The sequence below is a fragment of the Paraburkholderia fungorum genome (assembly GCF_046027605.1).
GTDB classification, from domain to species: Bacteria; Pseudomonadota; Gammaproteobacteria; order Burkholderiales; family Burkholderiaceae; genus Paraburkholderia; species Paraburkholderia fungorum_F.
In genome coordinates this window covers 300,214-323,905 of sequence record NZ_JAQQEF010000005.1, presented here as the reverse complement: position 1 = coordinate 323,905, position 23,692 = coordinate 300,214, and the positions used below count along the sequence as shown (strand labels likewise).

The 23,692-nt window shown below is 62.8% G+C and carries 18 protein-coding genes; 11 read left to right on the top strand and 7 right to left on the bottom strand.

The features are described 5' to 3' along the window. Positions 1-46: 46 nt before the first annotated feature. Entirely contained in the window at positions 47-883 is an 837-nt protein-coding gene (panC, locus tag PQR53_RS11875; protein ID WP_408453447.1) for a pantoate--beta-alanine ligase, read from the bottom strand. Here panC and PQR53_RS11870 point away from each other — a divergent pair. Further along, the gene (locus tag PQR53_RS11870) at positions 873-1,043 is read left to right on the top strand and encodes a hypothetical protein (RefSeq protein WP_408453444.1); all 171 of its coding nucleotides are present in this window, start codon (positions 873-875) and stop codon (positions 1,041-1,043) included. The genes panC and PQR53_RS11870 overlap by 11 nt on opposite strands. 60 nt (positions 1,044-1,103) lie before the next feature. On the opposite strand, the gene PQR53_RS11865 is transcribed toward PQR53_RS11870, so the two are convergent. Both PQR53_RS11865 and PQR53_RS11860 read right to left on the bottom strand, forming a co-directional pair. Further along, a complete protein-coding gene (locus PQR53_RS11865) occupies positions 1,104-1,976 on the bottom strand; it encodes a segregation and condensation protein A (RefSeq protein WP_179736708.1) in 873 nt (290 codons plus the stop codon). A gap of 4 nt (positions 1,977-1,980) precedes the next feature. Further along, the gene (locus PQR53_RS11860; RefSeq protein WP_175150426.1) at positions 1,981-2,166 is read right to left on the bottom strand and encodes a DUF3460 family protein; all 186 of its coding nucleotides are present in this window, start codon (positions 2,164-2,166) and stop codon (positions 1,981-1,983) included. 437 nt (positions 2,167-2,603) lie between these two features. On the opposite strand from PQR53_RS11860, the gene PQR53_RS11855 reads away from it, so the two are divergent. After that, a complete protein-coding gene (locus PQR53_RS11855) occupies positions 2,604-4,412 on the top strand; it encodes an autotransporter assembly complex protein TamA (protein WP_459251628.1) in 1,809 nt (602 codons plus the stop codon). A 28-nt stretch (positions 4,413-4,440) separates the two neighbouring features. After that, the gene (locus tag PQR53_RS11850; protein ID WP_408453438.1) at positions 4,441-9,042 is read left to right on the top strand and encodes a translocation/assembly module TamB domain-containing protein; all 4,602 of its coding nucleotides are present in this window, start codon (positions 4,441-4,443) and stop codon (positions 9,040-9,042) included. A gap of 62 nt (positions 9,043-9,104) precedes the next feature. Here PQR53_RS11850 and PQR53_RS11845 read toward each other — a convergent pair whose 3' ends face one another. Further along, positions 9,105-11,507, bottom strand: coding sequence for an enterotoxin A family protein (locus PQR53_RS11845; RefSeq protein WP_408453435.1), 2,403 nt, complete (start codon positions 11,505-11,507; stop codon positions 9,105-9,107). A gap of 434 nt (positions 11,508-11,941) precedes the next feature. Between PQR53_RS11845 and PQR53_RS11840 the strand changes: the two genes are divergently transcribed. From PQR53_RS11840 to PQR53_RS11830, 3 genes are all read left to right on the top strand, one after another. Next, the gene (locus PQR53_RS11840; RefSeq protein WP_408453432.1) at positions 11,942-12,265 is read left to right on the top strand and encodes an ArsR/SmtB family transcription factor; all 324 of its coding nucleotides are present in this window, start codon (positions 11,942-11,944) and stop codon (positions 12,263-12,265) included. Then, a complete protein-coding gene (locus tag PQR53_RS11835) occupies positions 12,262-12,675 on the top strand; it encodes an SRPBCC family protein (protein WP_408453429.1) in 414 nt (137 codons plus the stop codon). Before PQR53_RS11840 ends, PQR53_RS11835 begins: the two co-directional genes overlap by 4 nt. A gap of 87 nt (positions 12,676-12,762) precedes the next feature. Beyond that, positions 12,763-13,149, top strand: a complete 387-nt coding sequence (locus PQR53_RS11830; RefSeq protein WP_408453426.1) for a DUF1801 domain-containing protein — start codon at positions 12,763-12,765, stop codon at positions 13,147-13,149. A 73-nt stretch (positions 13,150-13,222) separates the two neighbouring features. On the opposite strand, the gene metG is transcribed toward PQR53_RS11830, so the two are convergent. After that, entirely contained in the window at positions 13,223-15,361 is a 2,139-nt protein-coding gene (metG, locus tag PQR53_RS11825; RefSeq protein WP_408453424.1) for a methionine--tRNA ligase, read from the bottom strand. Between the two features lie 398 nt (positions 15,362-15,759). Next, complete coding sequence (locus PQR53_RS11820) at positions 15,760-16,413, bottom strand: YiaD family glycine zipper/OmpA-like lipoprotein (RefSeq protein WP_408453421.1); 654 nt, start codon at positions 16,411-16,413, stop codon at positions 15,760-15,762. Between the two features lie 340 nt (positions 16,414-16,753). On the opposite strand from PQR53_RS11820, the gene apbC reads away from it, so the two are divergent. From apbC to PQR53_RS11795, 5 genes are all read left to right on the top strand, one after another. Next, positions 16,754-17,842, top strand: a complete 1,089-nt coding sequence (gene apbC / locus PQR53_RS11815) for an iron-sulfur cluster carrier protein ApbC (protein ID WP_408453418.1) — start codon at positions 16,754-16,756, stop codon at positions 17,840-17,842. Between the two features lie 130 nt (positions 17,843-17,972). Next, positions 17,973-18,506, top strand: coding sequence for a superoxide dismutase family protein (locus PQR53_RS11810; RefSeq protein ID WP_408453415.1), 534 nt, complete (start codon positions 17,973-17,975; stop codon positions 18,504-18,506). A gap of 336 nt (positions 18,507-18,842) precedes the next feature. Continuing rightward, complete coding sequence (dcd, locus tag PQR53_RS11805) at positions 18,843-19,412, top strand: dCTP deaminase (RefSeq protein ID WP_028200499.1); 570 nt, start codon at positions 18,843-18,845, stop codon at positions 19,410-19,412. A gap of 85 nt (positions 19,413-19,497) precedes the next feature. Next, a complete protein-coding gene (locus PQR53_RS11800) occupies positions 19,498-21,783 on the top strand; it encodes an Orn/Lys/Arg family decarboxylase (RefSeq protein ID WP_408453412.1) in 2,286 nt (761 codons plus the stop codon). Positions 21,784-21,785: 2 nt separating this feature from the next. Then, a complete protein-coding gene (locus PQR53_RS11795) occupies positions 21,786-22,520 on the top strand; it encodes a lysozyme inhibitor LprI family protein (protein ID WP_408453409.1) in 735 nt (244 codons plus the stop codon). A 120-nt stretch (positions 22,521-22,640) separates the two neighbouring features. Here PQR53_RS11795 and PQR53_RS11790 read toward each other — a convergent pair whose 3' ends face one another. Next, positions 22,641-23,570, bottom strand: coding sequence for a bestrophin family protein (locus tag PQR53_RS11790; protein WP_408453407.1), 930 nt, complete (start codon positions 23,568-23,570; stop codon positions 22,641-22,643). Positions 23,571-23,692 lie beyond the last annotated feature (122 nt).

Sequence of the window (23,692 nt, the reverse complement as noted above, 5' to 3'; positions counted from 1 at the left end):
AATCCCTTGTGGCTTCTTATGCGCGTTTGCGCAAACTAAGACGGCTTCAGATTTCGAGGTTGTCGATGAGCCGAGTGGTGCCGAGTTTGGCAGCGGCCAGCACGACCAACTCCGCGTTCGCGTCTTGCGGGCTCGTCGGCGGCAGCAGATTCGAGCGCTTGCGCACGGCGATGTAGTCAGGCTGCCAGCCGCGCGCGGCCAGTGCCGCCATGGCCGCCTGTTCGAGTTTTGCGAAGTCGCGATCGCCGGCGAGGACCGCATCGCGCACACGATTGAGCTCGGCGGCCAGCACCGGCGCCTCAGCGCGCTCGGCCGTCTGCAGAAAGCGGTTGCGCGAGCTGAGCGCGAGGCCGTCGGCGTCACGCACGGTTTCCGCCGCGATGATGTCGGTTGGCAGCGCGAACTGGTGGCACATGCTGCGCACGATCATCAATTGCTGATAATCCTTTTTGCCGAACACCGCGACGCGCGGCTGCACACACGACATCAGCTTCATCACCACTGTACAAACACCCTGGAAGAAGCCAGGGCGGAATTCGCCTTCGAGGATGTCGCCCAGATCATGCGGCGGATGCACGCGGTACTCCTGCGGCTCCGGATACAGATCCCGCTCCGTCGGCGCGAACAGCACGTAGACGCCTTCTTTCTGCAGTTTGTCGATGTCGGCTTCGAGCGTGCGCGGGTATTTGTCGAAATCTTCGTTCGGGCCGAACTGCAAGCGGTTGACGAAGATGCTCGCCACCACCGGATCGCCGTGCTGGCGCGCGAGGCGCATCAGCGACAGATGGCCCTCATGCAGATTGCCCATGGTCGGCACAAAGGCGGTGCGATTCTGGCCGCGCAACTGGTCGCGCAATTCATGGATCGAGCTGATGACTTTCATGATCGGACAGGGATTTCCTCGCGCGGCGCGAGACTGGGTGGGCGCAAAAACTCAGGTTTTCGCACGTTCCGCGGCCTCGCTGGTGATGACAGGTTCGGAGCGCGGGATTGTAGTGGAATTGTTCCGGGGGCGCACCGATGTAGTGGATTTTGTTCCGTGACGCGCACTGAAACGGGGCGTCTGCGGCAGCCATGGCGCACGCAAATCCCGTTTGGCGGCTTCAGGCCGGCAGATAGGCGAGGCGCACATAGATCGGTGCGAACGGCTCGGCCTGGGTGATTTCGATGAGCGACTCGCGGCACAACTCGAGCATCGCGATGAAATTCACCACGACCACGGGCACGCCCTTGCTCGTGTCGAACAGATCGGAGAACTCCATGAAACGCGCGTTCTGCAAGCGCCGCAGGATCGTGCTCATATGCTCGCGCACCGACAATTCCTCGCGCGAAATCTTGTGGTGCTGAACCAGCTTGGCGCGCTTGATCACGTCTGCCCACGCGGCGCGCAGGTCTTCGCTATCCACATCGGGAAAGCGCGGCGTGATGCTTTGCTCGATATACACCTCGGCGCGCAGGAAATCGCGGCCAAGTTGCGGCAGATGGTCGATGCGCTGTGCGGCAAGCTTCATCTGCTCGTATTCGAGCAGGCGGCGTACCAGTTCCGCACGCGGATCTTCGGCCTCGTCGCCGCTATCGGCTTTCTTCACCGGCAATAGCATGCGCGACTTGATCTCGATCAGCATCGCCGCCATCAGCAGATACTCGGACGCGAGCTCGAGATTGGTCTGGCGCAACTGGTCGACGTAGCCGAGGTATTGGACCGTGACGTCCGCCATCGGGATGTCGAGCACGTTGAAGTTCTGCTTGCGGATCAGGTACAGCAACAGATCCAGCGGGCCTTCAAACGTTTCGAGAAACACCTCGAGCGCGTCCGGCGGAATGTACAGATCCGTCGGCAGCTTGAAGAGCGGCTCGCCGTACAGACGCGCGAAAGCAATGCCGTCGACGATGTCCGGCGTTGAATCGGTGGCGGGCGCGGCAAGCGCAGCGTCGGGCGCCGGCGTGGCGCCCTTTGCCTCGTCGGCGTGACTCACGCGCTTAGAAGTTTTGATAGTACGAGTAAGGCGTCTGCTCTACGCGCGAGGCTCTCTGCTCGGCGCGTTCTTCGAGGTCGATCGGCTGTTTGTCCCACAGCAGCGCCCGGCCACGACGCTGTTCAGCTTCCAGATTCGGTTTCTGTTGCTTGAGCTGGTTCAGGAACTGGGTGATGTCCGATTGATACATGGCTAGACGTCCGTGGTTTGGGGAATGGCGGCTGCCCGGCGGAAATCCCGCGTGGCGCCACTGCTATTCCATAATTTTACCGCATGCGCCGCGCGTGGTCGAAAAAGGCTGGCCGGCGCGCGCGGCCAGTCTGCAAAAACGCCCGGAACCCGCGCTGTTGCGATGCGTCAAAGGCGGGCGCCTGGTCCGCGGGCGGTGCGGGAATTCGCGCTGTGCGTTCGGATAGACATCGCTGCGGATGCCGCCTAAGGCGCGTCGCTGGCAGCCGCGGGGCCCACTGCGACTCATGCTGCAAACGTCCTTTTAAGAGATGGCGCGGGTTCGCCGATGTGGTCAAATAGCGCGAGCTTCGGCCGCCGCGGCGCGCCAGAGCGACAGAATCCATCAACCACGGCCGGAGGTCCCGTTTGGCGGGGTGTGCGATCGAAGAGCCGCGTATGCGGCGCGGCAAAACCGGTGACGAGCCCGGGCATCTGATGCCCATTCGGCGCTGGCTGCGCGCGTGGCTCGCGTTCGGCATCGTCATGCTCATGCTGGCCACGGTCGACGCGCACGCGGTGCGGCGCGCGTCCGCCAGCTACAAGGTCGATATCGAAGCCACGCCGCGCTCGCTGCGCAAGTTGCTCGAAGCGCATCTGGACGTGGCGCGGTTTGCCAAACGTCCCGACATCAGCGACGACCAGTTCGAATTTCTGATTACCGCCACGCCCCAGCAGGTGCGCGATCTGGCCGCGACGCAAGGCTATTTCACGCCGGTCGTGCGGACCGACGTGCGTACCGTTGACGACCAGAAGCGCGTGACGGTGAGCGTCGATCCCGGCCCGCAAACCCTCATCTCGTCGATTTCGCTGTCGTTTCGCGGCCCGGTGCTGACCGAAGACCCGGCGCAGGAAAACGCCGCGCGCTTCGCGTTTTCATTGCATGAAGGCGATCCGTTTTCGCAAGGCGACTGGGACGACGCAAAAAACGCGTCCCTCAAGGCGTTGCAGGCGCGCCGTTATCTGGGCGCGAAGATTTATCACTCCGAGGCGCGGGTCGACCCGCGCACGCACGAAGCGAAATTGACGGTGACGTATGAAAGCGGGCCGACTTTCACGATGGGCAAGCTCGACGTATCCGGCACGCGGCGCTATCCGGAACAGATCGTCGACAACGTGAATCCGATTTCGGTCGGCGATATCTACGACGTGCAGCGCGTCGCCGAATTGCAGCGGCAGTTGCAGAACACGCCGTACTACGCAAGCGTGGCGATCGACGTGGACAGCGATCCGGCCAAGCCGGTCGACACGCCGATGCACGTGAAGGTGTCGGAATATCCGTACAACAGTATCCGCGGCGGGGTCGGTTACTCGACCGACAACGGCCCGTTGATCCAGGGTTCGTACTCGTACCTCGACACGTTCGGCAAGGCGTGGCCGTTCACGGTCGACGGACGCATCGACCAGATCCAGCAGTACGGACAGATTCAACTCGCGATGCCGCCGGGGCCGCGCGCATGGACCAATAGCGTGCTGGCTTCCTACACCACGACCGACGTGTCCGACACCCGCATCTACAGTATTCGCGGTGGCGTGCAGCGGGCCCGTACCTCGCAATTCATCGACTACAACTACTCGATCCTGTACTACCAGGACCGGCTCGACCAGAACTCGATCGCGCCGACTACCAGCCGCGCGCTGGTGCCGTCATGGTCGTGGACCCGCCGCAATACCGACGACCCGCTGTTTCCGCGCTCGGGCAACCTGATTCACGTCGAAGCGGGCTTCGCGGTCAAGGGCGTGCTGACCGATCAGACCTTCGTGCGCGGCTACGCCCGCGGCCAGCAGTATCTGCCGATCGGCAAGGAAGACCTCATGCTGTTCCGTGCCGAACTCGGCGGCGTGTTCACGAGCGGCAGTTCGAGCGGGATTCCGGCTTCGCTGCTGTTCCGCGCGGGTGGTTCGAATTCGATCCGTGGCTACAGCTACGAGAGCATCGGTAACAACGTCGACGGATCGGTGCTGCCTACCAAGTATCTCGTGACGGCGTCGGCCGAATATCAGCACTGGTTCACGCACGACTGGGGCGCAGCCGCGTTCTTCGACGTCGGTACCGCCACCGATACCTGGGGCGAGAAAGTCTTTTATCCCGGCGTCGGGGTCGGGGCGCGTTGGCGCAGCCCGGTTGGCCCGGTGAATGTTGACGTCGCCTACGGCATCCGCAACAGGAGCGTGCGGCCGTACCTGACGCTCGGCATCGCCTTCTGATGGAAACCTGCCCTTACATGATCCCCGCATGACCACGGACGTTTCCGCCCAACCACCCGCGCAGCCGCCCGGCGCTCCTCCACCTGGACAGCAGCCCGGACAGCCGCCTGCGCCTGACGCGCCGCAGCCGAAGCGCCGTCGCGGCCGCTTGCTGCTGAAAACGCTTGCGTGGACGTTCGCCGTGCTCGTGCTGCTGGTTGCCGTGGCAATCAGCCTGCTGTACGGCGCGCTGACGACCGAGCGCGGGACAGCCTACGCATGGCAGGCGGCCGTCAAGCTGCTCGGCGGCAAACTGACCGGCACCCTGGAGAGCGGGGCGCTCTCGACCGGCCTGCAATTGCGACAGGTGCGCTGGCGCAGTCTCGACGGCAGCGGCACTGATATCCAGGTCGACCGCGTGGCCGGCCGCTGGGCACTTTCGCGCAAGCCCTGGCGTTTCGCGATCGACTATCTGCATATCGGTACGATCGACGCCCGTGTCGGCGCTTCGTCGTCGAGCAGCAGCGGCCCGCTGAAACTGCCGCAAGACCTGCGCTTGCCGATGCAACTCGAGGTGCGCGACGTGCAGGTCGACAAACTGCTGTTGCACCAGGGCGGGTCGACGACCGAGCTTTCCCGTTTCATGTTCCACGGCCGCAGTGACGGCCGGCACCACGAAGCCGCGATTGAACGGCTGGACACGCCGTTCGGCGCGGTGACGGCGGCGGCAAAGCTCGACGGCGTACGGCCGTTTCCGCTGACCGGCGATGTCGGCTATTCCGGCAAGGTCAACAACGAGGCGGTGCAGGTGGGCGGCCATCTGAGCGGCTCGCTGGAAAATCTCATCGCGGAACTCGATGCCAGCGGCATGAAGCTCGCCGGCCACGCGCGGGTCGAGGCCACGCCATTCGGCGACGTGCCGTTGCAACGCGCCACGCTGACATTCGATCACGTTAATCCGCAGGCGTTTGCGCCCGGCGCACCGCTGGCGGACCTGGCGGTGCGGGCGGAACTTGCGCCGGTGGGGCAACGTGCGGCAAGGGCGGTGGTATTGGGCGGGGCGAGCGGGGTGAGTAGCGCTGGCGCGGCAGGTGCGGCGAGTGCCGCCGGCGCTTCCGGCGTCGCGACTGCCGCGAGTGCCGGCAACGCCAGTAGTGCCACTAGCGCTGCCCCGAACACCGCTGCCCCGAACACCGCTGCCCCGAACACCGCTGCCCCGAACACCGCTGCCCCGAACACCGCTGCCCCGAACACCGCTCCCCCGAACACCGCTCCCGGCATTGCCGAGCGGCACGCTGCCAAAAACGGCAAAGGCGGCGTCAACACCGAAGCGACGGAAAAAGGCGCAGCGGGTTTCGCCGTCGCCGGCCACGTCTCGATCGTCAACGCCAAACCCGGTGCGATCGACCAGAACCTGCTGCCTTTGATTGACGCGCAAACCGACGTGCATCTCGACGCCCAGGCGCAGCGCATCTCGAACCTGAACGTACGGCTCGTGAAGAGCGCCACGCTCACCGGCGGCGGCGCGCTGACCGGCAAGCGCGGCCAGTTCGACCTGCGGGTTGCCGGGCTCGACCTGAACGCGCTCGAAGCGACCGTGCGGCCGACCCAGCTTTCCGGTCCGATCGGCATCCGTCTGAACGACGACGTGCAAAGCCTGACCCTCGATCTCGCCGACCCGAAGGCGGGGCTGCGCGCACAAGGCAAGGTGACCTTCGACCCTGCACGAACGAGCTTCAACGACGTGCGGATCACGTCGGGCAAAGGCCGCATCGATCTGTCCGGCGCGCTCAAGCACGACGCGAATTCGACCTACAACCTGAAAGCGCAACTGACCGATTTCGATCCGTTGACGCTGACTTCGCAGATGCCGTCGCGCACGCCGGTAACCACGGGGGCGGGCACTGCGGGGGCGACGAAGGCGACCCAGGCGGCTCGGGCCGCGAAGGCCAAGACCACCCAGACCACCCAGACTGCCCAGGCTACCCAGACTACCCAGGCCGCCCAAGCCACCCAGGCGGCGGCACTCGCGGGCAGTACGGCCGGCGCGAAAAGCGCGGCACCCGGCGACAAGGCCGCAGCGGTGGTCAAGAACACGGCCAAGGCGGCAGTGCAAGCAGAAGTCGTCCAGCGCAAGGTGCCGCCCAGGGTGTCCAAAGCGCCGCCAGCCCGCAAGATCGAGGCACGCGTCAACGGCACACTCACGGCGACCGGTATGCTCGGTCCGGTCTTCACCACCAAGGCTGAATTCAAACTCGGCCCGAGCGTGTACGACGGCCTGCCGTTGACAGGCAGCGGCGTGGTCCAGCTAGCCGGTTCGCGAATTTTGCCGAGCCGCGCGAATCTCTCGGTGGCGGGCAATCAGGTGGACTTGCAGGGCAGCTTCGGCGCGCGCGGCGACCGGCTGCGTTTCCGCGTCGATGCGCCCGAGTTGGAGCGCCTCGGTTTCGGCCTCGCCGGTCTCGTCGCCGCGGATGGCGACGTCACGGGCTCGTTCGCGCATCCGAATGTCGTGCTGAACTACAAAGCGGACAGCGTGGTGTTCAGCAGCAACCGTGTCGGTCATGCGGAAGGCCATGCCGAATTGCGCGACGGCGCGAACGGCGCGCTCGTCTTCACGACCGACGCACGCGATCTCAGCGCGGGCGGCGTCGATCTGACCACGCTCACGGCACGCCTGTCCGGCACGCGCGCGAACCATACGCTGGAGGCGGCGGCGACCGGCAAACTGCAGGACCGTCCGCTCGATCTGACGCTCGCGGCCAACGGCAAGCTGAGCGAAGCACGCGACGGCACGCGCTGGGACGGCACCGTGACCCGCCTGCAGAACCGCGGCACACCGGCGCTAAATCTCGAGTCGCCGCTCGCCGTGAGCGCCGGGCCGAGCCGCCTGACGCTCGGCGTGACGCGCTTCACCCTCGAAGGCGCGGTGCTGAGCCTGAAGTCGTTCGCCTTCGACCACGGCAAGATCCAGTCCGCCGGCACCTTGACCGACATTTCGCTGGCGCGGCTGCAAGATCTGCGGCGCGAGATCACTGGCGCGCCGCCCGCCGTCAAGACCGACCTGGTGTTCGACGGCGATTGGGATTTCGCGCTCGGCAGCACCGCGAGCGGCCACCTCCAGCTGAAGCGTCGCAGCGGCGACGTGACGGTCGAAATCGGTCGCGGGTTGGCTTCGCTGGGCATCACGGATATGAGCGCGCGCGCTGAATTTACCGGCGGCAACCGGCTGAATGCGATCGTCCATGCGCAGGCCAGCCGGATCGGCGTGGTCGACGCCGATGCGCATACCACGCTCGTGATGCACGACGGCTTTCTGAGCGTCAACGAAGAGGGCGCGCTCAGCGGGAACGTGAACGCGAACGTACCGTCGCTCAAAACGACCGGCGGCCTGTTCGGTCCGAGCTATCTGCTCGACGGCCACCTCGCGCTGAAGCTCGCGCTCGGCGGCACGCTCGCCAAGCCGGATCTGACGGGGTCGCTGCTCGGCGATGGTTTGTCGGCGACGATGGTCGACCAGGGGGTGCAATTGAAGGACGGTGTGGTGCGCATCGCGCTGTCGAAAAATCTGGTGGATTTTCAGCAGGTCGAGTTTCATGGTGCGAGCGGCACGTTGCGCGCCACCGGCCGCGTGCGTCTGGATGGCGCCGAGCCGGATCTGTCCGCGAGCATCGTCGCGGATAAGCTGGAACTATTCGCGGCGCCGGACCGCAATCTGTCGTTGTCGGGCAGCGCGAGCGTGGCGAACGCCGGTGCACAGGGCGGCATGGCGATCAATGGCAAATTCGTGGTCGATCACGCGCTGTTCGATATGCCGGAGCAATCCGCGCCGAAACTTGGCGACGACGTGGTGATCGTGCGTCCGGACGGCACGGTGGCGGGCGAACGGCCGCCGCCGCAAGTGGCGGGCACGAACAAGCCGGTCGGCCGGTTCGCGCCGCGCGCCAATATCGACATCAGCCTCGGCGACAGCTTCCGCTTCCGCGGTCAAGGCGCGGACCTCGGCCTGACCGGCACGATCACCGCGATGAGCGCGCCGAACTTGCCGTTGCGCGCGGTCGGCAATGTCCGCGTGACGCAGGGTTCGACCTACACCGCGTTTGGCCGCAAACTCAACATCGAGAACGGCTTCTTTACGTTCAACGGTCCGGTGGCCAATCCGGGTATCAACATCCTCGCGATGCGCCGCAATCAGCAGGTCGAGGCGGGTGTGCAGGTGACCGGCACGGTGCAGTTCCCGGTCGCGAAGCTGGTCTCCGAGCCGAGCGTGCCGGACAACGAAAAATTGTCGTGGCTGCTGTTCGGACATGGCACGGATCAGGGCAACAACCTTGGTCAGCAAAGCACCATGACGACCGCGCTCGCCTTGCTCGGCAGCGCGAGCGGCAAGCGGATCGCGCAGACCTTTGGGCTCGACGAGTTTTCGGTCGGCCGAAGCGAAGTCGGGCTGACCGATCCGCAAGTGGTGATGGTGTCGAAGGCGATCAACGAGTGGCTCGTGATCGGCTACGAGCAGGGCCTGCAGTCGGCGAGCAATGCGATCAAGGCGACCGTCAACCTCACGCGATATTGGTCGGTCGCGGCTTATGGTGGCACCTTCGACGGGCTCGAGCTGCTCTATACGCGGCGCTTCGATCGGATCAGGTGGTGATGTTTCGAATGCCGCGCCTGGGGCTGTATTGGCGCGGCGTTCTCATAAGCCGGTCATCCCGTTTATTGCACGGCATACGCGGTCTTGCTGAGCGCCTCAAACTTTTGCCTGCGCTCCTGTTCCTTCTGCAGGCGGGCCCATGTCCGATCGGCTACCAGGTAGTTGGACTTGATGCCCGACGCGCCGGTTTGCGGCGGCGCATCGGTTTGGATGCTTCTGACAGTATTGCCTTGCAGATTGCGTACCTCCAGGGTGTGCTCGCTGGTCGCGGTGAGATAGAAGCCGTCCTTGAACAGCAGCGCCGCGTTGTTGCGATTGAGCCACTCGGCGGTCTGTTGCTGCGAGTCGCGCGTCGCCTCGTGTAGAAACTTATTGGTGTCTAGATAGGTTGCGGACACGTTGGGTACATGCGTCGCAAAGTAAGTGACGCCGGCTGGCAATGCCGAATCCGGATCTTTTTCGAATTCATACTGGGTTCGCGCGCTGCCCGCACTGTTGTCGTAGTACAGGTTGATGCTTTTCGGCGGCGAATAGGAATTGTGGCTGCTGTCGGTCAGCTTCCACTGCGAATAGCTGCTGTCATAGTCGTCGCTGCTGACGTATGCATAGCCCGCATAGGAATAGGTGAGCACCTTATGGTCCTCTTCGTGAACCAGACGATTGTCCAAGTAGCGGAACACGCCATTCCTGCTTTGCGGATCCTTGGGCGCGTAGTCGAGATACAGATAAAAACCGTCGCTGCCCACCCGCAAGACCTCGTCTTCACCGAGCACCTTGGTGTGAAACCGGCCGTCATCGCCCATCCGGAACGTGTGAAAGCCGTCTACGTCGGCTGCGCTGTTCGTGACGGTGACATCGGTGTTTCCGGGGCCGTTGGGTGAGAAGACTTGTCCGGCCGGCGTGTGGACGTTTGCCTGTAGCGTGCCGTACTCGCCGTTGTGGGCGACGAGCTCCAAGGGTCCCCGATGATCCAGGCCCTGGGTCTGCTGGTCGTTCAGGTAGCCGATTTTTTCCAGCGCGTGATTGTAGAAGCTCGCCTGGGTCAGATTGGGCTCCTGCTTTGGCGCCTGGACCATTTTGCCGTCGTGCTGCTGCGCGGTGGTGAACGGTCGATGCGCGCTGTCGCTCCATGCCGGGTTGCCGGCAGCGAAGCGCGATAGCTGGGGCTGGGCGCCGGCGGTGCGAGTCTGATCGTAGATGTCCCAGCGGTAGTCGGGGTTGGCGGTGAATGCCCCGAGTTTGCCGTTCTCCATTTTTTGCCAGCCGCGAATCTGCGTGTAGTCGATGCGGCCCATCGCGGCGACTTCGCCGGTATCGGGACGCGGGGAATTCGCGCCGAGCGAGGCATTGACGTGGACCATGTTCGGCGTGGGCGCGACCGCGTAGACGTAGCCGTTCTTTGCGTCCGTGAGTGCTGGATTCTGCTGGGCTGTCTCGAGCTTGCGGAAGGTGCCGAGATAGCCGGAACCGTCGATCACGGAGGGATTGGTCGCGACGTCGAAGTTGTGCATGTCGAGGTTGACCCTGCCGAGCGGTGTCTGTTCGGCGCTGAAGCCGCCGAGTTTTTTCAGATCTGCCGGCGTGACATTCGAAGGGCGGTACAACGCCATAGGCTGGCGATCGCCTTCGGTGTCCGCACTGCGCTTCAGTTCGTCGCGCGGTCTGGGCTGGTAGCCCGACGGCCCCGGCTGATCGAAGTCGGGCAGCGGCGGCAAGTCTGCGCGTGGTGGTGTGAGGGATGGCACGGAAGCTTGCAGGGGCCAGGTGCCGCCTCCACCGGCTGGCGGCTCGGCATACACGGGCCAGCCGCCGCCGACGCCAGCTGGCGGCTGGGCACGCAAAGGCGCAATCCCGTAGCTGCCACCTGCTTCACCGAGACGTTGCTCTGCCATCGGATGCTGCAGCACATTCTGCATGGCATAGTAGGACGTGTATGCATGTAGGGGAGTCGGCCCGTTCACTTCGTTTAACTGAACGTGGGACAGCGCGTAGGCCAACTGATTGAAATTCTCGTAGAGGAAGGCGCCTTCGTCGGGATAGTAGAGCGCATACCTGTCGTTGCGGTAATCGCCGGTTGTGTGGAGCCGCTGCACGGCAATTGTCTGGGACGGAGACCAATTGTCACGCCCTGGAATGCTACCGTTGGGGTTCGCGAAGCCTATCAGTGCAAACGTCTCGGGATGCCCCATGGCTTCGTTATGGGGGGTATAGGGCGTGGAAAAATGGCGAGCGAGGTCATCCACCACAGCATCGCCGCTTCCCAGTCCTTCGGCGCCTGGATGTCTGATGTAGGACGCCAGTTCTCTCGCGTCGCCGTTCCACTCGCCGCCCTGGTGATAGCCCTCGATCGTAGCGAGCGCCCGTTCCCTGTCCGTGCCCCCGTTATCGTACATGTGCCGGATTCGGTCAGCCGCTTCGAGGAGGTTGCTATTGTGCGGCAACGAATTAGCGGCGGCTGTTGCCATGATCGCCATCGTCGTGCCGAGGCCGCGCTCCGCGTGCGGTCCTGCAGCACCTGCGTGGCCGCATTAGGCGTATTTTGCTTCGCAGTTTGTAGATGTCCGGGGAGGACGAAGATGAATTTTCCTCGGTGAGTGGGAGCGGTGTGCTTGCGCTATATCCTTCGACTCGCATGATAGGGTCCTCTGGTTGTGACGCAACATTCGGCCAGTGACGGGAACATCGGGCCGGTTTCAATATTGATTAGCTTTACATATTGAAAAGAGAGGGTGACTTACCAGGGTAAATGCAGCGCGCGCGGCGGCATAGCCGCTATCCCGGAGATGACCGGAAGAAGCCGCCCTCAATAAAAACGCATCCGAGTGCCCTATTCCTGCTTGACTCACATATAGCTCGTTGGTTATATTTAAATCCATAACCAGCCAATTATTAATCCCAGATGCCGAACGCTCACGATGTGCTCTTCAGAACGCTCGCCGATCCGACCCGGCGGGTTATCTTCGAGCGATTGTGCCGCGACGGCGAGCAGACGGTCGGGGCCCTGACGGCGCAAGCCGGGGTTTCGCAACCGGCCGTCTCAAAGCATCTTGGGATCCTGAAGCAGGCCGGTTTGGTGCGCGACCGCCATGAAGGTCGCCAGACGCATTACAGCGCGCAGCTCGGCGCGCTTGCCCCGCTGATCGACTGGACAAGCCAGATGGCCGGATTCTGGGAAAGCCGGTTCGACCACCTTGAAGATCTGCTGAAAAGGATGGACCAATGAACGAAAAGCTGACCGAAACGCGCTCTGTCGTTGTCGAACGGGAGCTGCCGCATCCGCCGGAGAAGATCTGGCGCGCACTCACTCAACCACACCTGATCGAGGAGTGGCTGATGAAGAACGATTTCAAGCCTGTCATGGACCACCGTTTCAATCTTCGCGCGGACTGGGGCGCGGTCGACTGTCAGGTCCTGGCAATCGAGCCGAACAAAACGCTCTCGTACACGTGGGCGGCTTATGGTCTTGAGAGCATCGTCACCTGGACTCTCAGCCCGACGAGCACGGGCACCCACCTGCGCATGGAGCAGTCAGGCTTCCGGCAAGATCAGGAGCAGGCTTACCAGGGCGCCCAGGGCGGATGGCAGCATTTCTTTGCGAATCTGGAACAGGTTTTGGCGCGGATTTTAGTCTGAAGCCTGCCGGCCTACCCGCCGCTTGCCGACTCGCGGATGATGGGTATTTTCGCCAGACTGAAACCCGCCGAATGAGGTGCGAACAATATGAAAAAAAGTGCAGCGACCGAAGTCGAATTCCCTTCTCGCCTGATCGACGCGAGGATCAAGGAACTGGGCGACTGGCGTGGCGAGATGCTCGCGCATGTTCGCGCGCTCATCAAACAGGCTGTGCCTGAGGTGGTTGAGGAGTGGAAGTGGAGAGGCGTTCCGGTTTGGTATCACGACGGCATGATCTGTACCGGCGAAACGTACAAGAGCGCCGTGAAGGTGACTTTCGCCAAGGGCGCTTCGCTCGATGATCCTTCAGGACTATTCAACGCCAGCCTGGAAGGCAACACCCGGCGCGCTATCGATTTTCATGAAGGTGATGAAATAGATGAGACCGCCTTCAAGAAACTTATCCGTGCGGCTGCAGCGCTGAACAAGCCGTGAAATAAAAAACGGCACGCCTTTAAAAGCGTGCCGCTTCTTTTGCGGATGCCTGCGGCGTTTGACGCCGCGCGCTTTATTTCACGCGCATACCCGGCTTCGCGCCGCTATCCGGCTCGAGCACGTAAAGGCCCGGTTCGGCTTTCTCGTCAGTGGCGGAGGCCGCCAGCACCATCCCTTCTGACAGGCCGAACTTCATCTTGCGCGGCGCGAGATTCGCGACCATCACGGTCAGCTTGCCGACGAGTTGCTCCGGCTGATAGGCCGATTTGATGCCCGAGAACACGTTGCGCGTCTTCTCTTCGCCGATGTCGAGCGTGAGTTGAAGCAGCTTGTCCGATCCTTCCACCGCCTTGCAGTCGACGATCTTCGCGATGCGCAGATCGATTTTGGCGAAGTCGTCGATCGAGATGACGCCGGGTGCTTCGTCCTTCCCGGCCGTAGCCGCTTTCGCTGCCTTCGACTTGGCCTTCGCATCCGCCGGCGCCGCCGCCGCTTCCGGCGTGGCTTGCAGCGACTCGCGATTGGCAGCGAGGAGCGCCTCGATCTGCTTCGGATCGACGCGTGTCATCAGGTGCTTGTACGCGTTGATCGGACGCGTGGAGGAGAGCGGCACGTTCGCGTCGGCCCACACCAGCGGCTCGATGCCGAGGAAGGCTTCGACCGCTTCGGCCAGCTTCGGCAACACCGGCTTGAGCGCCAGCGACAGCAGACGGAACGCCTCGATGCTGACGCTGCAGGTCTCATGCAACGCGACCGCGTTTGCCGGGTCCTTCGCCTGATCCCACGGTTTGGCGGTGTCGACGTACGCATTGACCGCGTCGGCCAGGTCCATGGTCTGACGTAGCGCGCGGTTGTACTCGCGCGCTTCGTAGTTCGCGGCGATTTGCGGCACGGCGGCGCGCAACGTGGCGAGCAGCGGGTGCTGCATCGCGCTGTCCTGCACGCGGCCGTCGAAACGCTTGATCAGGAAGCCGGCGGCGCGGCTCGCAATGTTCACGTATTTGCCGACCAGATCGCTGTTCACGCGCGCCTGGAAATCGTCGAGGTTCAGGTCGAGATCTTCCATGGTGCTGTTCAGCTTGGCGGCGAAGTAGTAGCGCAGCCATTCCGGATTCAGGCCCGTGTCGATCACGCTTTGCGCGGTGATGAACGTGCCGCGCGACTTCGACATCTTCGCGCCGTCCACCGTCAGGAAGCCGTGCGCGAACACGTTGGTCGGCGTGCGGTGGCCCGAGAATTCGAGCATGGCCGGCCAGAACAGCGTGTGGAAATACAGAATGTCTTTGCCGATGAAGTGGTACTGCTCGGCGCTCGAGCCTTTGCGAATCCACGCGTCGAAATCGAGGCCGCGCTTTTCGGCGAGGTTCTTGAAGCTCGCGTAATAGCCGACCGGCGCGTCCAGCCAGACGTAGAAATACTTGCCCGGCGCGCCCGGAATTTCGAAGCCGAAGTACGGGGCGTCGCGCGAAATGTCCCAGTCGGCAAGCTTGGCTTCACCGGCGTCGCCGAGCCATTCACGCATCTTGTTGGTGGCTTCCGGCTGCGCCAGGCCGCTGACCCACTCGCGCAGGAAATTCTCGCAACGCGGATCGGACAGACGGAAGAAGTAGTGCGTCGAGGTCTTACGAATCGGCGTGGCGCCAGAAACGACCGAATACGGATTGACCAGTTCGGTGGGTAGATAAGTCGAACCGCATACTTCGCAGCTGTCGCCGTATTGATCCTTCGCGCCGCACTTCGGGCATTCGCCCTTGATGAAGCGATCGGGCAGGAACATTTCCTTGACGGGGTCATACGCCTGTTCGATGTCGCGCGCGTCGATCAGGCCCGCGTCTTTGAGCGCCAGGTAGACCGATTCACTCAACACCCGATTCTCTTCGGAATCGGTGGAGTAGTAATTGTCGAACGAAATCCCGAAGCTGTCGAAATCGCGCTTGTGCTCTTGCCAGACGCGGTCGATCAGCTGCTTCGGCGTGAGACCTTCTTTCTCCGCGCGCAACATGACCGGCGTGCCGTGCGTGTCGTCGGCGCCCACGTAATAGACCTCGTGCCCGTGCATCCGCAACGTCCGGACCCAGATATCCGTCTGGATATATTCGACCAGGTGGCCAATATGAATTTGCCCGTTCGCATACGGAAGGGCCGACGTGACGAGAACCTGGCGACGGCCCGACGGCGCGCCTGCGGAGTGATCGGTTGCGGGTGCTGACATAAGGATGGTGGGAGCCTGCGGTGGGACGAAACGTTGATTCTAGCAGGGCAGGCGCCCGGCGCGGGCTGGGCCGCCTGGCTTGCCGCCAAGGGACGGATGGCGCCCGGCAGGAAGTGCCGGAGCGGGCGCGTTTGAAAACGGCGTTGAAAACCGAGCGCCCAAAAAAAACCGGGGCTATTAACCCCGGAGCAACAACGACAAGAGGAGAATGGTGACGCGGCGGCTTCGCCAGCCACGTACCGTAAAGACAGACAGCGGATTTTCGGCAGAGTTCGAAATTTTTTTCGATCTCGTACGAGATTTTTCCCCCCTCTGCTTTTTACGAGTTGCCGGACGCGCGTGGAAACTCTGTCAAGAGCCTCGCGCCCGGCTGCTTCTTCCTCTTTCGGGTTGTGCTGTTATTGCGTGGTGTGCTGAGCCGTGGCGCGCAGATAAATTTCCACGCGACGATTTGCAGCACGGCCGGCTTCGGTGTTGTTGTCAGCGATCGGCTGGTTCTGGCCCATGCCTTGTGCCGACAAGCGTTGCGGCGCCACGCCGCGTTGCCCCAGATAGCCCGTCACGCTTTCCGCGCGGTTGACCGACAGCGTCTGGTTGTAGGCAGGCTGACCCGTGCTATCCGTATAGCCGATCACCTGGGCGATCAGTTCCGGATTCTGCTGCATGGTCTGCGTGAGCTGATCCAGTACCGGCGCGAACGACGGCTTGACCGCGTAGCTGTTGGTGTCGAACGTGACCGAGCTCGGGATGTTCAGCTTGAGCGAGCCGTCCGGCTGCTCGGTGATCTGCGTGCCGGTGCCCTTGGTGGCGCCCGACAGCTTGTTGTGAATGGCTTGCCAGTTGTAGCCGGTAATGCCGCCCACCGCTGCGCCGGCGCCCGCGCCGATCGCCGCACCCTTGCCGCCGCCGAAGATCGCGCCGATCGCCGCGCCGGTGGCGGCGCCCACGCCAGTGCCGACGGCCGTGTCGGTACCTTGCTGGCTTGCGCAGCCTGCCAGCAACGAACCAGCAACGGCGAAAACAGCCAGGCGAGTCATGATTTTTGCATTCATTTTTTGATTCCTCTTGAGTCAAACGAGTAAAACGGTGGAAGCGATGAAACTATCCGCCAAACGTGGCAGCGGTAAAGCGCGTTACTCGACGTTAGGAGAATCCTGCGTCTTCTCAGGTCCCGGTCCGACAGTGAAGAAGGGTCTTCCGGCAGGGCTTGGCGCCAGCCACTACAATGAGGGTTGAAGTACGCAACGATGCGACCCCATGGCGCGCCGCCTGCCCGAAGGGTGCACGGCACACCGGGCTTTAGCAATGCTGCCTAACAATTTTTTTCAAATTCCAGCGCGTGGTCGAGACCTTCGATTCCGCCGCGCCGCAGGTGTTCCCCACGGAGTGTCAATGAGTATTGATCGGGCTTTGGTCGACGCCGCCCTTGCAGCCGTCACTGACCCCAACACGGGCAAGCCGTACGCGGCTGCCAAGAACATCAAGAACGTGGCCGTGGAGGGTGACACGGTTAGCCTCGAAGTGGTACTCGGCTATCCGGCTAAACGGCAGTTCGACGCAATCCGCGCGCAGTTCGGCGACGCGTTGAAAGCCGTGCCCGGCGTGGCGAACGCGCGCGTCGAGGTGTCCCAGCAGATCGCCGCGCACACGGTGCAGCGCGGCGTCAAACTATTGCCGAATGTTAAAAACATCGTCGCCGTGGCGTCGGGCAAGGGCGGCGTGGGCAAGAGCACGACCGCTGTGAACCTCGCACTGGCACTGGCGAGCGAAGGCGCGTCGGTCGGCATCCTCGATGCGGATATTTACGGCCCGTCGTTGCCGATGATGCTCGGCATTGTCGGGCGTCCTGAATCACCCGACGAAAAGTCGATGAACCCGATGACCGGCCACGGGTTGCAGGCCAACTCGATCGGCTTTCTGATCGAGCAGGACAACCCGATGGTGTGGCGTGGGCCGATGGCGACCTCGGCGCTCGAACAACTGCTGCGGCAGACCAACTGGCAAGATCTCGACTACCTGATCGTCGACATGCCGCCGGGCACTGGCGACATTCAGCTGACCTTGTCGCAGCGCGTGCCGGTGACCGGCGCCGTGATCGTTACGACGCCGCAGGACATCGCGCTGCTCGACGCGAAGAAGGGTCTCAAGATGTTCGAGAAGGTCGGCATTCCGATCCTCGGCATCGTCGAGAACATGGGAATGCATATCTGCTCGAATTGCGGCCACGAAGAGCATATCTTCGGCGCGGGCGGCGGCGAACGGATGGGCAAGGAATACGGTGTCGACGTGCTCGGCAGCCTGCCGCTCGATATCGCGATCCGGGAGCAGGCCGACTCGGGCAAACCCACCGTCGTGGCGGATCCGCAGGGCCGTATCGCCGAGATCTACCGGTCGATCGCGCGCAAGGTTGCGATCCATATCGCCGAGCGGGCTCGCGACATGACCTCGAAGTTTCCCAGCATCGTCGTGCAGAATACCTGAGCAGCCATTCGGATGAGGGGTCAAAGCGGGGCCAGGGCGTCAATTTGCGCCGGGTCTCGCGGTATCATGTCGACTTCACAGGTTCGGCTCGGCGCCGCAGGGGCGGCCACCAGGCCGGCAAGAGGATCGCATGGGAAAACGAATCGACGGGCAGGCGGTGCATGCGTTCATCGTCCTGGCTGCCAGCAGCGTGCTGTTATGCGGCTGTAGCACGTTCCTGAGACCACAGGAAAAGCGTGCCGACGCGCAGTTGCTGCCCACTGTGGGCAATCAGGCGCGCGGCCTCGTCACGTTCATCGAGCGTTCGGACGGCGTGCAGGTCACCTACAACATCGCGGGCATGCCGCCCAATAGCGACCACGCGTTGCAAGTGCATGAACGCGGCGATTGCAATGCCGCCGACGGCTCCAGCGCGGGCCAGGTGTTTTCGCCGGCCGCCGAGCGTTTGAAAGCCGGCGCCCGGGTCGAAGGCGACCTCGGCAACATCCACGCGGACGCGAACGGCGTGGCGACCGGCTTCATCGTCGCGCCGGACGTGTCGCTCGACGGTATCCGTTCGGTGGTGCAACGCGCGGTTCTGTTGCATCGCGACGCGACCGATCCTTATGCGTATCCGCAGCATGGTGCGGGCCCCGCGCTCGCATGCGGTCTGATTCGCCAGTGAGCGCCGCGCGAGCGCCTTGTTTCGTCTGCGCCCGTGGGCTCCTTTCGTGGGTTCCTCGTGGGTTCCTTTAGCAGGCCTCGGCAGTCGCTTCTCGACACGCATCTGGCCGCTCCTCGGCCATACCTGCGGCAGCGTTCTCACGATCGCGTAAAATAAGCGCCTTTCGTCGGGGGCGCCTAGTCGGGGGCGCCTGGCCGGGATGCTCCGCCGAGCCGTATTCCGTCTGACTGGTGCGCCGTTCAGGTCGACCCGATAGTTAGCCGAAAAGTTACCCGGAACTCACACCGGGTTGTTACCCGTCACACATCTGTCATTCAAGTCGAGCAGCGTTCACCTATGACTATCAAATCCGACAAGTGGATCCGGCGCATGGCCGAGTCGCACAACATGATTGAGCCGTTTGCGCCCGACCAGGTCCGCGTATCCGAAGACGGCCGGAAGATTGTCAGCTACGGCACGTCGAGCTACGGCTACGACATCCGCTGCGCCGACGAATTCAAGATCTTCACGAACATCAATTCGACCATCGTCGATCCGAAGAACTTTGACGAGAAGTCGTTTGTCGACTTCAAGGGCGATGTCTGCATCATCCCGCCGAATTCGTTCGCGCTGGCTCGCACCGTCGAGTATTTCCGGATTCCGCGCAGCGTCCTGACCGTGTGTCTGGGCAAGTCCACCTACGCGCGCTGCGGCATCATCGTCAACGTGACGCCGTTCGAGCCGGAATGGGAAGGACACGTCACGCTCGAATTCTCGAATACGACACCGTTGCCTGCGAAAATCTACGCGAACGAAGGCGTCGCCCAGGTGCTGTTTTTCGAAAGCGACGAGATTTGTGAAACGTCGTACGCGGACCGCGGCGGCAAATATCAAGGTCAGCACGGCGTGACGTTGCCCAAGACGTGACGCCGGCAGCGCACTGACCCACCAGCTATTCGGGTGACCGCTGCTCTTACAAGGCGCAGCGGTCGTTCTTTTTGGAGAATCGCCCATGAAGTTTCGTTTTCCCGTCGTCATCATCGACGAAGATTTTCGCTCCGAGAATATCTCGGGTTCCGGCATCCGGGCTTTGGCCGAAGCTATCGAGAAAGAAGGCGCGGAAGTGCTCGGGTTGACGAGCTACGGCGATCTGACCTCGTTCGCACAGCAATCGAGCCGCGCGTCGTGCTTCATCCTGTCGATCGACGACGATGAATTGCTGCCGTACGTCGATAACGTTGTCGTGGAAGGCGAAACGCCGGAACTGGCCGCGGCGATCGTCGCATTGCGCGCGTTCGTGACCGAAGTGCGCCGCCGCAATGCCGATATTCCGATCTTCCTGTACGGCGAAACGCGCACCTCGCGCCATCTGCCGAACGACATCCTGCGTGAACTGCACGGCTTCATCCACATGTTCGAGGACACGCCGGAATTCGTCGCGCGCCACATCATCCGCGAGACCAAGGTGTATCTGGATTCACTCGCGCCGCCGTTCTTCAAGGAACTGGTGCAGTACGCGGATGAAGGCTCCTACTCGTGGCATTGCCCGGGGCACTCGGGCGGCGTTGCGTTCCTGAAAAGCCCGCTTGGCCAGATGTTCCACCAGTTCTTCGGCGAGAACATGTTGCGGGCGGACGTGTGTAATGCCGTCGACGAACTCGGTCAACTGCTCGACCATACCGGTCCGATCGCGGCCTCCGAGCGCAACGCGGCGCGCATCTTCAGCGCCGACCACGTGTTCTTCGTGACGAACGGCACTTCGACCTCGAACAAGATCGTCTGGCATGGCACGGTGGCGCCTGGCGACATCGTGCTGGTTGACCGCAACTGCCACAAGTCGATCCTGCACGCGATCACGATGACCGGCGCGATTCCGGTGTTCCTCACGCCCACGCGTAACAACTTCGGCATCATCGGTCCGATTCCGCGCAGCGAATTCGAACCGGAAAACATCAAGAAGAAGATCCTCGCGAATCCGTTCGCCCGCGAAGCGCTCGCCAAAAACCCGGATCTGAAGCCACGGATTCTGACGATCACGCAAAGCACCTATGACGGCGTGATCTACAACGTCGAGATGATCAAGGAAATGCTCGGCGACTGGCTCGACACGTTGCATTTCGACGAAGCGTGGCTGCCGCACGCCGAGTTCCACGAGTTCTATCAGGACATGCACGCGATCGGCGCGGGCCGTCCGCGCATCGGCGCGATGGTGTTCGCCACGCACTCCACGCACAAGCTGCTGGCCGGCATTTCGCAGGCTTCGCAGATCGTCGTGCAGGACTCGAAGAACAGCCGCTTCGATAAGCATCGCTTTAACGAAGCGTATCTGATGCACACGTCGACGAGCCCGCAGTACGCGATCATCGCCTCGTGCGACGTGGCTGCGGCCATGATGGAAGCGCCGGGCGGCACCGCGCTGGTCGAGGAGTCGATCGCGGAAGCGTTGGATTTCCGCCGCGCGATGACCAAGGTCGACACCGAATACGGCGACGACTGGTTCTTCAAGGTGTGGGGCCCGGACCAGTTCGCGGATGAAGGCATCGGTTCGCGCGAAGACTGGATGCTGCGCCCGAACGACGCGTGGCACGGGTTCGGCCCGCTCGCCGAAGGCTTCAACATGCTCGACCCGATCAAGGCGACCATCGTCACGCCGGGTCTGGATATGGACGGCGGCTTTGGCGAGTCCGGTATTCCGGCTGCGATCGTCACGAAGTATCTGGCCGAGCACGGCATCATCGTCGAGAAGACCGGGCTGTATTCGTTCTTCATCATGTTCACGATCGGCATCACCAAGGGCCGCTGGAATTCGATGGTCACCGAACTCCAGCAGTTCAAGGACGACTACGACAACAACCAGCCGCTGTGGCGCGTGCTGCCCGAGTTCGTCTCGCATCATCCGATGTACGAGCGCGTCGGCCTGCGCGATCTGTGCGAGCAGATCCACAGTGTCTACCGCGCGAACGACATTGCGCGCCTGACGACCGAGATGTACCTGTCGAGCATGGAGCCCGCAATGAAGCCGTCGGATGCATTCGCCAAGCTCGCCCACCGCGAGATCGACCGGGTACCGATCGACGAACTCGAAGGCCGTGTCACGTCGATTCTGTTGACGCCGTATCCGCCGGGCATTCCGCTGCTGATTCCGGGCGAGCGCTTCAACAAGACTATCGTCAACTACCTGCGGTTCGCGCGCGAGTTCAACGAACGCTTCCCGGGTTTCCACACGGATATCCACGGGCTGGTCGGCGAAACCATTAACGGGCGCATCGAATATTTCGTCGATTGCGTGCGCGCCTGACGATGTGGATGGTGGAGTCTCCGTTGGGTGCTGACGGCCGGCGCGCATTTGGCGCGCTAGCCTTGACGTCGGCGATGGCGGCGGTGCTCGCCTTCGCGCCGCTAGCGGTGCATGCCGAAGTCGCCGCCGCCGATCCGATCGACGCGTCGATGCGCAGCTGTCTTGCGCGCAGCGACATGTCGTCGACGGTGGGGCAGGTGCAGTGCATGGACAACGCGCGGATCGCCTGGCGGGCCGCGTTGGACAGCGCGTGGCAGCAGCTTCAGACGAAGTTGCCGCAGTCGCAACGTAAGCCATGGGAAAAGAGTCAGGCGAGCTGGCAGGCCTCGCGCGATGTCGAGAGGCAGTTGCTGGCGGCTGTGTTCGCGACGACGCGCGGCACGATGTATGTGCTGGCCGAAGCCGATATGCAATTGCAGCCGGTGCGTGATCGCGCACTGGCGCTGCGCAGCGCCGCGGCCAGGATCAGCGCCGGCGGGGACCCGCCGCGGCGTTCGCGCGCCTGTAGCGCGGACGCGCAATGCGAACACGCGATGTTCGATCTGAACCGCTATTACCGCCGCTTGCAAGCGAAGATGCCGACGCGTTCGCGCCCGACGCTCGCGCGCGCGCAGAAGGCCTGGACCGCGTATCTCGACGCCACCACGCCATTGATCGACGAACGCAGCCGCGTCGATATCATCGGTGCGCGGGTGGCGACGCTCAAGCGCTTGTCGGAAACGGTCGGCAACGACTGACGGTTGTCGGCCCGTCGACAACGAATGGGCCTTGGCGCTCAACGGTACGTGTGGCGGACCGCCTGGCTGGCAGCATCTATTCTTCCCTGATCACGCGGCCGCGCTTGCGCCGCGACGTCATCAATTGAGTATGTGAGCTTCTTCCCCTTGGGGCCTGGGCATTTCCAGAGCCGGTTCACCGAGGAGGTCGCGCATCGCGTCTTCGATCAAGAGCGACATCGTATTGAGCGCGAGGTCGTTGTCGTCGGTGCCGAAAGGCTCTTCGATCTGCGACGCAATCGCTTCGTGCGCCATGAACGTGTACGCCACGAACACCGCGAAAACAGGCGTGAAAATGCCGAGGCTGTCCACCAGTCCGAACGGCAGCGACGCGCAGAAGAAATAGACCGTGCGGTGAATCATCACCGAATAGGCAAAGGGCAGCGGCGTCGAGACGATGCGCTCGCATCCGCCGATCACATCCGAGATTCCATTCAGATTCCGATCAATGGCGATGACCGCCATCGGATCGATCGCGCCTGTCTGCGCGTGACGTTGCACCCATTCGCCGAGAGACAGCATTAAGGTTGCCGGCTTGTACCGTGACGCCGTGACGCGATCGAAGAGGACGGTTGGAAGACGTGCCGCGAGGTCTTCGCGCGGGTCGCTTTTGCGCAGCTGGTGTCGCAGTGCGTGCGGGAGTGCCCCGAGTGCTGCTGAGAATTCTTTGATGTTTTCTTGTGGAATCTGCTTTGTCGATAGCGTGAGTACCTGGCGGATCAGCGAGCGTGACTCGTTCAGCAGTTGGCCCCAGAGTTTGCGGGCTTCCCACCATCGGTCGTAGCTGGCGTTGTTTCTGAAGCCGAGGAAGACCGCGAGCGCGATGCCGATCAGGGAGAAGGGCGCTGTCGTGCTGAGATTTAGTGAGATCGGCAGCAGGTGGTCATGGGCCGCAACGGCGATGATCGAAATGCCGAAGATCAACGCTAAGCGCGGCAGCAACTGGGGAAGGACAGAGCCTCGCCAGGCCAGCAGCATGCGGAACCAGTGGAGATGAGGGCGGATGATCATTGGGGTTTTTGCCTGCGACGCCTTGGGGTTTCTATTATCGCTTTTTTGGGATTTTGCCTGTAGGGCCTATGCCCGGGCATTGCTCTGTGCAGGGAGCGTGGAACGCTGGGCGACCCCAAACC

Bases quoted from the DNA above. Each gene is read 5' to 3' on its own strand.
- PQR53_RS11870 (WP_408453444.1), top strand. From the start codon at position 873: ATGACTTTCATGATCGGACAGGGATTTCCTCGCGCGGCGCGAGACTGG.
- panC (WP_408453447.1), bottom strand. From the start codon at position 883: ATGAAAGTCATCAGCTCGATCCATGAATTGCGCGACCAGTTGCGCGGC.
- PQR53_RS11860 (WP_175150426.1), bottom strand. From the start codon at position 2,166: ATGTATCAATCGGACATCACCCAGTTCCTGAACCAGCTCAAGCAACAG.
- PQR53_RS11855 (WP_459251628.1), top strand. From the start codon at position 2,604: ATGCGGCGCGGCAAAACCGGTGACGAGCCCGGGCATCTGATGCCCATT.
- PQR53_RS11850 (WP_408453438.1), top strand. From the start codon at position 4,441: ATGACCACGGACGTTTCCGCCCAACCACCCGCGCAGCCGCCCGGCGCT.
- PQR53_RS11845 (WP_408453435.1), bottom strand. From the start codon at position 11,507: ATGGCAACAGCCGCCGCTAATTCGTTGCCGCACAATAGCAACCTCCTC.
- PQR53_RS11840 (WP_408453432.1), top strand. From the start codon at position 11,942: ATGCCGAACGCTCACGATGTGCTCTTCAGAACGCTCGCCGATCCGACC.
- PQR53_RS11835 (WP_408453429.1), top strand. From the start codon at position 12,262: ATGAACGAAAAGCTGACCGAAACGCGCTCTGTCGTTGTCGAACGGGAG.
- PQR53_RS11830 (WP_408453426.1), top strand. From the start codon at position 12,763: ATGAAAAAAAGTGCAGCGACCGAAGTCGAATTCCCTTCTCGCCTGATC.
- metG (WP_408453424.1), bottom strand. From the start codon at position 15,361: ATGTCAGCACCCGCAACCGATCACTCCGCAGGCGCGCCGTCGGGCCGT.
- PQR53_RS11820 (WP_408453421.1), bottom strand. From the start codon at position 16,413: ATGAATGCAAAAATCATGACTCGCCTGGCTGTTTTCGCCGTTGCTGGT.
- apbC (WP_408453418.1), top strand. From the start codon at position 16,754: ATGAGTATTGATCGGGCTTTGGTCGACGCCGCCCTTGCAGCCGTCACT.
- PQR53_RS11810 (WP_408453415.1), top strand. From the start codon at position 17,973: ATGGGAAAACGAATCGACGGGCAGGCGGTGCATGCGTTCATCGTCCTG.
- dcd (WP_028200499.1), top strand. From the start codon at position 18,843: ATGACTATCAAATCCGACAAGTGGATCCGGCGCATGGCCGAGTCGCAC.
- PQR53_RS11800 (WP_408453412.1), top strand. From the start codon at position 19,498: ATGAAGTTTCGTTTTCCCGTCGTCATCATCGACGAAGATTTTCGCTCC.
- PQR53_RS11795 (WP_408453409.1), top strand. From the start codon at position 21,786: ATGTGGATGGTGGAGTCTCCGTTGGGTGCTGACGGCCGGCGCGCATTT.
- PQR53_RS11790 (WP_408453407.1), bottom strand. From the start codon at position 23,570: ATGATCATCCGCCCTCATCTCCACTGGTTCCGCATGCTGCTGGCCTGG.